The sequence below is a fragment of the Cohnella sp. GbtcB17 genome (assembly GCF_019091135.1).
Lineage (GTDB): Bacteria > Bacillota > Bacilli > Paenibacillales > Paenibacillaceae > Cohnella.
In genome coordinates this window covers 1-11333 of sequence record NZ_JAGXJW010000047.1, presented here as the reverse complement: position 1 = coordinate 11333, position 11333 = coordinate 1, and the positions used below count along the sequence as shown (strand labels likewise).

Below are 11333 nucleotides of genomic sequence, written 5' to 3'. Positions count from 1 at the left end.
GGGAAGGGGGAACGCCGATGACGGACGATAGGCGCTCGGACGGCATGGACGAGGCGGAATTGAACCGTACGATCAGGGAGCTCTGCGAAAGCAAGGCCGAAGAGTTCCGGATGATCGGCTACGAACAGGCGACGGGGCCGGAGATATGGGAATGCGTGAGCGACAAATACCACAAAAAGGGTACCCCTGCGCTTCATGCGATCGTCAACGACATTCTGTCGCTGAAGGTGACCAACTTCATGAACTATATTACGCTGAGCATCTATCGGGGCGAGAAAAGACGATAGAATCGCCAGTCGGTTAAGGCGCGTTCCAAAGTCTGGATACGGGCCCGGAGGCTCCCTAGTTGGGAGCCTTTTTTCGCGTCTGGGAGGACGTTTCGACAAATTGACTTCGCTTTGAGCGCGTAGGTATAATAGGAACATTGAGAATCGAAAGGGGTCGGCAATACCATATGAACCGGATGCTCGCTTTCGTGCTCGTGGTTCTCGTTTCGTTCGGCGTTATCGCGGCTACCAGCCCGTATTTGCTGGACAAGACGAAGCTAGGGCTCGATTTGCAAGGCGGCTTTGAGATTTTGTACGAAGCATCCCCGCTCTCGGGAACGGGCGAAGTCACGAAGGATTCGCTGAACAAGACGGCCGAGAGTATCAAGAAGCGGATCGACGCGCGCGGCGTCGGCGAATCGGAAGTGACGCCGGAAGGCAAAAACCGGATCCGCGTCAAAATCGCGGGCGTCGCCGACGAATCGGAAGTCCGCAAGATGCTGCAAAAACCGGCGGTACTTACGTTCCGCAGCGCAGAAGGATGCGCCGCGGACGCAGGCTATTGCAAGGTAGAGCTGCAGGGGGACGACTTTAAAGAAGGCGCGGCGAAGGTAGAATACAATCAGCTGCGCGAGCCGCTCGTCGCCATTCAGGTCAAAGACAAGAAGAAATTCGAAGATATCTCGAGCAGGCTCCTGGGCAAAAAGCTCGCGATCTATCTGGACGAAGATCTGCTCTCCGATCCGGTCGTACAAGGCGTCTTCACCGACGGCACGGCCACCATCTCCGGGCAGCCGACGCCGGCAGACGCCAAGGCGCTGGCCGATACGATCAACCTCGGCGCGCTGCCGCTGAAGCTGACGGAGAAGTATACGCAAAGCGTAGGCGCCACGCTCGGCAAGAAGTCGCTTGAAGAGACGCTGCTGGCAGGCATCATCGCGTCCGTCGCCATTTTCGTATTTATGGTCGTGTTCTACCGGTTGCCGGGCGTTATCGCGGGCTTCTGCCTGCTCGTGTTCGTCTGGCTGCTGATCGGCGTCTTCTGGCTCATGGGCGCGACGCTGACGCTGCCCGGCATCGCCGCGTTTGTACTCGGCATCGGCATCGCGGTCGACTCGAACATCATTACGGCCGAACGGATCAAGGACGAGATCCGCACGGGCAAGAGCATCGCGTCGTCGCTGCGGTCGGGCAACAAGAACAGCTTCCGAACGATCATCGACGCGCATATTACGAACATCATCGCCGGCGCCGTGCTTTACTTTATCGGCCAAGGCTCGGTCAAGGGCTTCGCGGTCGTGCTGCTCGCTTCGATCATTTGCAACATCGCGACCAACATCTTCCTGCCACGCTACTTGATGCATCTGCTTGTGAAGAGCGGCAAGTTCAACAAAGTCGGCTACTATGGCGTAAAGGAGAGTGAAATCCGTGCGCTATAAGTTTCACGACATCGACTGGATCAAATGGAGCAAACCCTTCTTCATCGCTTCGCTCGTTATCGTGCTGATCGGCATATTGTCGCTCTCCATCCGCGGCTTGAACTACGGCATCGACTTTCAATCGGGCACGTCCGTGGACATCGCCATCACGAAGTCGGTGAACGGGGACGACGTCAAGGCGTTTCTTGAAAAGGAAGAGCTCGGCGAGTATCACCTGACGACCGCGGCCGAGCGTCTCTCGATCCGGTTCAAGGCCGCGCTCACGGAAGACCAGCAGAGCAAGCTCGAATCGGACTTCAAGTCCAAGTTCGACGACAAGGCATCGTTCGAAAAGAACATCGTCGACGTCGAGATCGCCAAGGAGCAGCAGACGAACGCCCTGCGCGGCATTCTGATCGCTTCGATCGGCATCATCATCTATATCGCGATCCGCTTTGAATGGCGGTACGCGATCTCGTCGGTCATTGCGCTGCTGTACGACGCGTTTATCGTCATTACGCTGTTCTCGATTTTCCATCTGGAAGTCAACCTGCCGTTTATCGTTGCCGTACTGACCATCATCGGTTATTCGATCAACGATACCGTCGCCATCTTCGTCCGGATTCGGGAGAATATGCGCTTCGCCAAGGTGAAGTCCGAAGCCGATCTCGCCAAGGTCGTCAACGACAGCATTACCCAGACGCTGACCCGTTCGATCAATACGGTCATCACCGTCGCCTTCGCCGCCGTCTGCCTTTTCATTTTCGGCAGCGAATCGATCAAGATGTTCTCGCTCGCGATGATCTTCGGATTGATCAGCGGCGCCTATTCCTCCATCTTCATCGCCAGTCCGCTCTGGTTCTGGATGAAACGCAAAGCGAAGCCTGCCAAGCCCGTCAAGGCGCAGCCGGCGCCTTGATGGAATAAGGAATAGAGGTGTATCGATAAGATGACTCAAAAAAGGACCGGCAAAACGCTGCATGGCATCAAGGTTTCCCTGCTCGGGTTGCTCGTACTGTCGGTCTTCAAGGGTCTCGCGGGTTGGTTCACGGGCAGCAAAGCGCTGATGGCGGACGCCTGTCATTCGGCCGCCGACTTTGCCGCCGCAGTCAACTCTTACCTGCGGCACCGGCGGGCGATCGCGCCTCGCGGCGCCGCCGAGCGTCAGCGCGAAGCGGTGGCGGCCGTCGTTTTCGCCGCCCTGCTGCTGCTCGCGGGCCTCGAGATGGCGATCTCCTCGCTGCGCGCGATCGCGTGGGGCGAGGACCGCGCGCCCGGCTGGGGCGCCGTCATCGTCATCGCGGCTAGCATGGTCGCCCGCGAAGCGCTGATCCTGTACCGTCGCAACTACGAGCACCGGATGGGACTGCGCCCCGAAGCGTCCCGCACGGAGCGTTCGGACGTGTTCGCATCGCTGACCGCGCTGGTCGGCACGGCGGGCGCAATGACCGGACAGCTGCTGGACCTGCCCGTCCTGTACGTGCTCGATCCCGCCGCGGGACTTGTGATCGGCGTGTTCGTCCTTCGAATGGGCTATCGGCAGGCGGCTTCTGCCATCGGCGCGGTCGAACGCCGTCCGCTGGACGAAGTGGACGCGCAGACGCTGCTTGAAGTGGTGCAGCGGGTCGACGGCGTCGTCGCCGTTGACGAGCTCAGAGCCAAGGAACACGGCCATTATGTGATCATAGACGTCCTTATCAGAGTGAATCCGCGCATATCGGTGCTGGACGGACATGACGTCGCCCAGCGTGTGCGAAGGCAGCTGACCAAGCGGTTTTTGCATGTATCGGACGCGAACGTCCGCGTCGAGCCGTACGATCCGGGTTATCCTTACAAATCGAATCACCAGGAAGAAGAAATGCCGACTTTAATTCAATAATTCGCTGTGGACTCCGCCGCATCAGGCGGAGTCCACAGTGCTGTAAGGCAGAAAGGAGCGATTCAAAGGTGAAATCCACCTATCGCTGGGTATTGGCGGAAGAAGACACAGACGCGGCGACGGCACTCGGCGCGCAGCTCGGATTGGCGCCGCTCGTCAGCCGCCTGCTCGTCTCGCGGGGCTATCGGAACGCGGAGGACGCGAAGCGCTTTTTGAATCCGGGTCTTCGCGATCTGCACGATCCCTACATGCTGCTCGGCATGGACCGGGCCGTGGCCCGTATCCGGCAGGCGATCGACGGCGGGGAGCGGATTCGCGTATACGGCGACTACGATGCCGACGGCGTCACCTCGACCGCGCTCATGCACAGGCTGCTCAGCCGGCTCGGCGCCGACTTCGATACATATATCCCTCATCGGAGCAAGGAAGGCTACGGACTGAATCTGCCAGCCATCGACAAAGCGGCGGAGGCCGGCGTCAAGCTGATCGTGACCGTGGACAACGGCATTAGCGCCGTCGAACAAATCGCCTACGCGGCAACGCTAGGGATCGACGTCGTCGTGACCGATCATCACGAGCCGCCTGCCGTCCTGCCGACCGAGGCTGTCGCCATTGTCAACCCGAAGCAGCCGGGCTGTCCGTATCCGTTCAAGGAGCTCACCGGCTCGGCGGTGGCGTTCAAGCTGGCGCATGCAATGCTCGGCGAACCGGAGCTCGCGTTCGCGGACGTCGCCGCCATCGGCGTCGTCGCGGACTTGATGCCGCTGACCGGCGAGAATCGCGCGATCGTCAAGCTGGGCCTTGAAGAGATGAACGCGCGGCCCTCTCCCGGCATCCAGGCGCTGGCGCAAATCTCGGGCGCCGAGTCCGGGCGGCTCACGAGCGGCCGCATCGCGTTCGGACTGGCGCCGCGGCTGAACGCCGGCGGCCGGCTGGCTGAAGCGCATATCGCGCTGCGGCTGCTCATCACCGCCGATCGGAACGAGGCCGAGCTGCTGTCGGCGGAGCTGGACATGCTGAACCAGGAGCGCCAGCAGCTGGTGGAGGATACGCTCGTCCAGGCCGATGCCGCATGGCAGGCGATCGCGGCCGCCCACGGCGGGAGCGGACCGGCTGTCATCGTCGTCGCGGGCGAGGGCTGGAACGCCGGCATCGCGGGCCTCGTCGCCTCGAAGCTCGTCGAACGCTACTACAAGCCGACCGTCGTCCTGGCGGCGGATGCCGTTACGGGACTGTGCAAAGGCTCGGCGCGCTCGATTGAAGGCTTTGACCTGCATGCGGCGCTCACGGCTTGCGCAGAGGAGCTTGAGCACTTCGGCGGCCACAAGGCTGCCGCCGGCATGACCATGCGCACCGAGCGCGTCGCCGCGCTGGGCGAAAAGCTGTCCGCGCTGGCGGACAGCTGGCTGTCGCCGGACGACTGGATCCCGCGCAAGAAGGCGGACCTCGTCTGCAGAGCTTCGGAGCTTACGCTCGAGGCTGCGGAGCAGCTTGGCGCACTCGAGCCGTGCGGCATCGGCAATCCTTCGCCCCGCTTCGTGCTGCGTGGCGCAGAGGTGATCGACGCCAAGGCGATGGGCAAGGAAAGCCGGCATCTGCGGGCGGTGCTGGGACAAGGCGGCCGCAAGCTGGAGGCCGTCTGCTTCGGCAGGGGCGCGGACTGCGGTGCCATGTTGGGCTGCGGCACCGCGCATGTGCTGGGCGAGCTGTCGGTGAACGAATGGAACGGCAGCAAACGCGTACAGCTCATGCTGCAGGATTGGCAGCCGGCCGCGCTGCCCGTGCACGACCGGCGCCACGAGTCGGACTGGCGGAGCGCTTTGCGCGCGCTGGCCGCCGCGGCCGGCACCGCCAGCCTGCTCGCCGTCGCGGCGAGCGAGGCCGCCCTGGCCCAGCTGCGCGTGGCGCACGGCGATGCGGCGGGGCTCATCGTCGCGTCGTACGCCGAAGCCGCCGCGGCCGCGTCCGGCGCGAAGGCGCTGCGCCTCGCGCTCGTCGATCTGCCCGAGGCGGGCGAAGCGCTGGAGGGGCTGCGCGGGCTGCTCGCCGTCTGCGTCGTCGAAGAGATCCATCTCCTCTCGGCGGGCCGTCCGGCGACTGGAGCGCGCGACCGGCGGCCGCAGATCGGACGCATGCCGGGCCGGGAACAGTTCGGCGAGGTGTACGGACTGATGCGGCGCAAGGGGAGCTGGATCGAGACGCCCGACGGATTTTTGCGCCAGGTCGCGCAGCGGACCGGTCGGACGCTTGCCGAAGTCGTCATGATACAGGATGTATTCGAGGAGCTTGGCTTCTTGCGGCGGAGCCGGGCGTCGGTCGAGGTCGTCGCCCAGCCGCCGAAGCGCCAGCTCGAGGAGTCCGCGAGATACCGCAAGGCGCTGCTTCGCGCGGAGGCCGAAGCGCTCGCCGCGATGTCCCCCGCCGAGCTGCGGAATTGGCTGCGTGCGCTCGCGGAAGGTAACGATGGCAAGCGGCTTCGATCAAGTGTATAATGCAAGCTGGCGAACTTGTTTTGAAGGAGCGATTGACAATGGATTTTAAGCCATATATCCGCGTTATTCCCGATTTTCCCATGCCCGGGATCCGATTCAAGGATATTACGACCTTGCTTAACAACGGCGAGGTGTACCGCGCGGCGATCGACGAGCTCAAGGAGCGCGTGAAGGACTGGGAGATTGACATCATTGCAGGCCCCGAGGCGCGCGGCTTCGTCATCGGCGCGCCGCTCGCGCTGGCGCTCGGCGTCGGCTTCGTGCCGATCCGCAAGTCGGGCAAGCTGCCCGGCGAGACGGTGGAGGCCGGCTACGACCTCGAGTACGGCAAGGACACGCTGGCCGTGCACAAGGATGCGATCAAGCCGGGACAGCGCGTGCTGATCGCGGACGATCTGCTGGCGACGGGCGGCACGATCGCGACGACGATCAAGCTTATCGAGCAGCTTGGCGGCGAGATCGTCGGCGCTGCCTTCCTGATCGAGCTGAGCTATCTCGACGGGCGGGACAAGCTGAACGGCGCGCGCATCGAATCGCTCGTCCAGTACTAATCGAATAACGCAGCGATTCGCGGCGCAGTCGCCGAAGCCGGACGTTCCGCTATACGGAGCATCCGGCTTTTTTTGATCTTTGCGGCGACGGCAGGCGGACAGGCAAGCGGATCGGCGCAATCGGGAACTGCTGGCAGTACCGGCGATGCTTTTTTTTCGGCTGTTAGCGCCGCTTTGTCTTCAGCCGATCTTCAGCATCGCTTCAGAGGCGCTTCAGCGCCCCCGAGCATAATGGGAGTACACGATTAGCGGACACCGCAGAGGAGCGACAGCGCGATGAATCAAATGAAAGGCATCCGTATTCTCGCCGTAGACGACGAACCGAACATCTTGCAATTTTTGGAGCTGGGGCTCCTCAACGAAGGCTTCGAGGTGCAGACCGCGCCGGACGGAATGACGGCCATCAACCTGGCCAAAAGCTTCAAGCCTCATGTCGCCATTTTGGACGTGATGATGCCGGGCATGGACGGCTTCGAGGCATGCAAGCTGCTGAAGAAGACCGAGAACGTGGCGGTCATTATGCTGACGGCCAGGGACGAGGTGGACGATCGGGTCAAAGGGCTGCTGCTGGGCGCAGACGACTACATGTCCAAGCCGTTCAGCTTCGAGGAGCTGCTGGCCCGCATTCATGCGCGTGTGCGCAACCAATTTCCGCTCCTGTCCGGGCAGGCCGTGTTCGGTCCGATCGGCATCGACGACCGGCGCAAGGAGATTAGTCTTAACGGGCGGGTGCTGGAGCTGTCGCCTACCGAGTACGAGCTGCTCAAATACATGGTCGTCAACCACGGCATCGTGCTGAGCAAAGCGCTCATTCTCGACAAGGTGTGGGGCTACGACTTCGGCGGCGACGAAAATATCGTGGAAGTGTACATCCGCTCGCTGCGCGAGAAGCTCGGCGACAAGGAGCATCAGCTGATCCGCACGCTGCGCGGCGCGGGCTACAGGATCGATCTGCCATGAAGCGGGGGTCCGGGGGAATGGCGCGCCCCCAGTTGAAGGGCTCGCTTCGTCTCCAGCTGCTGTCGCGTTCGCTGCTTGTCCTGGCGGTGCTGCTCGTGCTCATCGGCTTGTTTCAGCACGTGCTCATGCGCAAGTTCACCTATGAAAACAAAGCCGATGCGCTGCGAAGCCAAATCTTGTCGCTGCCGCCGGACATCTGGCGGGACCGGCTGGGACATGGCGGCGGAGGAGCCGTTCGCTCCATGAAGTCCGGGATCGGATTCGGGGGCGGCATTGGCGCCGGCAAGCTGCGGGATGACGACGGCTCGGATGAACAGGAGGACGGCGACGAGGGCCTGACGGATGCCGCGGGCGAGCAGCGAGGCCGATACTATGTCCCGGACGCGACCGTCGTTTTGATCGGGACCGACCTGAGCTTCACCACGTTGTCCGAATGGACGGCGCAGGCGGAACCGCCGCGGCTCTCCGACGAGACGTACCGGGCAGCGCTGAGCGGCGCAAAAAGCGCGTTCGACGCCGCGGATTACCGGATCGCCAAAAATGGAGAAGGCCGGGAGCAGATCGTGGTGTTTCGTTCGCTCGGCAAGGACGGTCAAGGTCCCGGCGTCATTCAGATCAGCGCGGGGACGGAAGAGCTGAAGCGGACGCTGAACGGCCAGTTGCTCTTGTTCGGCGGTCTGTCGCTGCTGGCGCTGCTCGCGGGGCTGCTCACGCTGCTGCCCGTGCTGCGGCGTACGTTGACGCCGCTGTCCGACCTGGTCGACAAGGTCGAACGGATCGACGCCGGCAACCTGGACGAACAATTCCCGGCCATCGCGAAGCCGGTGGAGATCGGACGGCTGTCCGCCTCCTTCAACGGCATGCTCGCGCGGCTTAACGAGGCGTTCGAGACCGAGAAGGAAGCGAAGGAGCATATGCGACAGTTCATAGCGGACGCCTCGCATGAGCTGCGAACGCCGCTGACTTCGATTCACGGTTTCCTTGAAGTGCTGCTGCGCGGCGCATCGGGCAATCCCGAGCAGCTTGAGCGCGCGCTTCGCAGCATGCACGGCGAGTCGGAGCGGCTTCGCAAGCTGGTCGGAGATCTGCTGACGCTGGCGAAGCTCGATCAGCGGGGCGGCGTTCATGCCGTTCGCGGCAATCTGGGCGATACGCTGCGCGAGATGGAGCCTCAGCTCCGGATGCTGGCCGGTGCCCGCGAGGTGACGTTCACGCTGTCGGAAGGCATGTACGGCCTGTACGATCCGGACAAAATCAAGCAGGTCGTGCTCAATATATTCCATAATGCCGTTCAGCATACGGATGCGGACGACGGCGCGATCACGCTCGGGCTCCGTCGGTCGGAAGGCCAAGTGCTGCTGGACATCGGCGACAACGGCTCGGGCATCGACGCCGCGCACCTGCCGCACGTATTCGACCGCTTTTACCGAAGCGACTCCTCCAGAACGCGCAAGTACGGGGGCGCCGGACTCGGCTTGTCGATCTCCAGGTCGATCGTAGACGCGCTTGGCGGCGATATCGCTGTCGCGAGCGAGCCCGGCAGGGGCACCGTTTTTACGATACGCTTGCGTGAGGCCTGACATCGCCATGCTGCCTGATCCTGCTGAGGGAAGGCAGCTTTTTTATGCGCGTCGGCGTTATTTTCATCAAGCTTTAAGCCCGTGTTCATCTTTAATTCACGCAGTTCTGCTAGTCTCCTCTTATCGTACATAGGAGGTCGTCCAGGATGAGGAAGAGCAAAAAGTGGATCGCCTGGCTCGTGATCGTCTGCCTGATCGCGGCCGGCGGCGGAGGCTATTGGTGGTATACGTCCAAGGACACGAAGGCGGCGACGAGCGGACCTTCCTTCACCCAATCCCGGGTGACCAAAGGGACGATCACGAAGAGCGTCTCCGGCAGCGGAGCTGTCGAAGTCAGCGAATCGGAGACGATCAAGCCGTCAGACGCGGCGACGGTGGATACGGTCAAGGTAACCGAAGGGCAGACGGTCAAAAAGGGAGCGGTGCTCGCGACGTTCGAAGGCGAGGACGTCAGTCTTGCTCTCAGCAAGTCAGAGCTTAACCTGGAGCAGCAGCAGATGCAGCTGGAGCAGGCGCAGGAAAAGTGGAAGTCGCTGCAAATATCGGGCGCCGAGCAGGCCGATATCGAATCGGCGGAGATGAGCATCAAGACGATTCAGCTGAACATCAGGCAGACGGAGCTGGACATGCAGGACACGCGGGAAAAAGCGAAGGCGCCCGACCCGATCGTCGCGTCGATCGGCGGTACGGTGACGGCCGTCAACATCAAGGACGGCGACGCGGTGAACGGTCAGACGGAAGCGTTCACGATCGTGAGCTACGACAAGCTTGATATTCGGATCTCGGCGGACGAGCTCGATATCTCGCAGCTGAAGCTCGGCCAAACCGCGAACATTACGATGGACGCGCTGAGCGGCAAGGCGTTCACGGGCAAAGTGACCCAGATCGCCAAGGAAGGCACCTCCACCAACGGCGTGGCGACGTTCCCCGTCACGGTGAGCCTGGACAAGACGGACGGCGTTATGCCCGGGATGAACGGCAGCGTCGACGTCGTCATCGAGTCGAAGCAGGACGCGCTGCTCGTTCCGGTCGAGGCGGTCACGCAGATGGGTGCGAAGTATTTCGTGCGCGTCCCGGCAGACGGTGCGGCGGCGGGGCAAACGGCGAACGGTCAAACATCGGGCGGTCAATCGGCAGGCGGTCAATCTGCGGGCGGTCAATCGGCAGGAGGGCAAACCACAAGCGGCGGGGCGCCCGAAGGCCTGCCCGACGCAGGGGCGGTCGCTGGCGGCAACGCAGCGGCGAACGCCCAAGACGGCAGCGGCGGAGGCCAAAGCAGCAGCAGCGGCCAAAACGGCAATGGCAGCAGTCAGGGCAGGCAAGGCGGGTATGGCGGCGCAGGTGGTCAAGGCGGGTATGGCGCTGCAGGCGGCAGCTTCGCAAGAGGCGGCCAAGGACGGACGACGGCCGGCACGGCGAACGCAAACTTTACGCTCAGGGAGATTACCGTCGGCATCACGACGGATTCGCAAGTCGAAGTATTGACCGGTCTGACCGAAGGCCAGACGGTGCTGATCCCCGTGACGGTATCGGCAAGCTCGGGCAATCAGCAGCAGACCGGCTTCAGCTTTGGCGGCGGCTTCGGCGGCGGCGCGTTCCCGGCAGGCGGCGGCAACTTCGGAGGCGGAAACTTTGGCGGCGCCGGCGGCGGCAACCGCACCGGCGGCACAGGCGCCCGTACAGGCACAGGCGCTGCGGGAGGTCGATGATATGAGCAGGTCCGCGCCCTCTCCTCTAATCATCATGGAGGACATATTCAAGACGTACACGCTGGCGGGAGAGACACTGAACGCGCTCGACGGCATCACGCTTAAGGTCAACAAGGGAGACTTCATGGCGATCGTCGGGCCGTCGGGTTCAGGCAAGTCGACACTCATGGACGTGCCCGGGTGCCTCCACACGCCGACCAGCGGCAAGTACATGCTGGACGGCGCCGAGGTCGGCAAGCTCAGCGACAACAAGCTGGCGAACATTCGCAACAACAAGATCGGATTCATTTTTCAAAGCTTCCATCTGCTGCCCAGGCTTCGGGCGATCGAAAACGTCGAGCTGCCGCTGATCTATCGCGGCATATCCGGTCGCGCACGCCGTGCGCCCGCGAAGGAAGCGCTCGAGAAGGTCGGGCTAAGCGAGCGGAGGCATCACGCCCCGAACCAGCTGACCGGCGGCCAGCAGCAGCCCGCATCC

At 62.6% G+C, this 11333-nt stretch carries 10 protein-coding genes; all 10 read left to right on the top strand.

What is annotated here, in order from left to right:
* The first annotated feature begins 17 nt into the window (after positions 1-17).
* Positions 18-287 carry a post-transcriptional regulator gene (locus KVT38_RS23385; protein ID WP_254639487.1) on the top strand — a complete coding sequence of 90 codons (270 nt, stop codon included), beginning with the start codon at positions 18-20 and terminating at the stop codon, positions 285-287.
* 167 nt (positions 288-454) lie between these two features.
* Positions 455-1705 carry a protein translocase subunit SecD gene (gene secD / locus KVT38_RS23380; RefSeq protein ID WP_217596162.1) on the top strand — a complete coding sequence of 417 codons (1251 nt, stop codon included), beginning with the start codon at positions 455-457 and terminating at the stop codon, positions 1703-1705.
* Positions 1695-2603 (top strand): protein translocase subunit SecF, encoded by a 909-nt coding sequence (gene secF, locus KVT38_RS23375; protein ID WP_217596161.1) that lies wholly within the window; start codon positions 1695-1697, stop codon positions 2601-2603. The genes secD and secF overlap by 11 nt, the downstream gene beginning before the upstream one ends.
* A gap of 30 nt (positions 2604-2633) precedes the next feature.
* Entirely contained in the window at positions 2634-3563 is a 930-nt protein-coding gene (locus KVT38_RS23370; protein ID WP_217596160.1) for a cation diffusion facilitator family transporter, read from the top strand.
* 68 nt (positions 3564-3631) lie between these two features.
* The gene (gene recJ / locus KVT38_RS23365; RefSeq protein WP_217596159.1) at positions 3632-6055 is read left to right on the top strand and encodes a single-stranded-DNA-specific exonuclease RecJ; all 2424 of its coding nucleotides are present in this window, start codon (positions 3632-3634) and stop codon (positions 6053-6055) included.
* 38 nt (positions 6056-6093) lie between these two features.
* Entirely contained in the window at positions 6094-6606 is a 513-nt protein-coding gene (locus KVT38_RS23360; RefSeq protein WP_217596158.1) for an adenine phosphoribosyltransferase, read from the top strand.
* A gap of 276 nt (positions 6607-6882) precedes the next feature.
* A complete protein-coding gene (locus KVT38_RS23355; RefSeq protein ID WP_217596157.1) occupies positions 6883-7566 on the top strand; it encodes a response regulator transcription factor in 684 nt (227 codons plus the stop codon).
* Positions 7563-9146 (top strand): sensor histidine kinase, encoded by a 1584-nt coding sequence (locus KVT38_RS23350; protein WP_217596156.1) that lies wholly within the window; start codon positions 7563-7565, stop codon positions 9144-9146. Before KVT38_RS23355 ends, KVT38_RS23350 begins: the two co-directional genes overlap by 4 nt.
* Positions 9147-9292: 146 nt before the next feature.
* A complete protein-coding gene (locus KVT38_RS23345; protein ID WP_217596155.1) occupies positions 9293-10855 on the top strand; it encodes an efflux RND transporter periplasmic adaptor subunit in 1563 nt (520 codons plus the stop codon).
* A 1-nt stretch (position 10856) separates the two neighbouring features.
* Positions 10857-11333 (top strand): ABC transporter ATP-binding protein (locus KVT38_RS23340; RefSeq protein ID WP_217596154.1); only part of this gene is annotated, 477 nt, incomplete at its 3' end.

Coding starts and splice junctions, on each gene's coding strand:
- KVT38_RS23385 (WP_254639487.1), top strand. CDS start 18: ATGACGGACGATAGGCGCTCGGACGGCATGGACGAGGCGGAATTGAAC.
- secD (WP_217596162.1), top strand. CDS start 455: ATGAACCGGATGCTCGCTTTCGTGCTCGTGGTTCTCGTTTCGTTCGGC.
- KVT38_RS23370 (WP_217596160.1), top strand. CDS start 2,634: ATGACTCAAAAAAGGACCGGCAAAACGCTGCATGGCATCAAGGTTTCC.
- KVT38_RS23360 (WP_217596158.1), top strand. CDS start 6,094: ATGGATTTTAAGCCATATATCCGCGTTATTCCCGATTTTCCCATGCCC.
- KVT38_RS23355 (WP_217596157.1), top strand. CDS start 6,883: ATGAATCAAATGAAAGGCATCCGTATTCTCGCCGTAGACGACGAACCG.
- KVT38_RS23350 (WP_217596156.1), top strand. CDS start 7,563: ATGAAGCGGGGGTCCGGGGGAATGGCGCGCCCCCAGTTGAAGGGCTCG.
- KVT38_RS23345 (WP_217596155.1), top strand. CDS start 9,293: ATGAGGAAGAGCAAAAAGTGGATCGCCTGGCTCGTGATCGTCTGCCTG.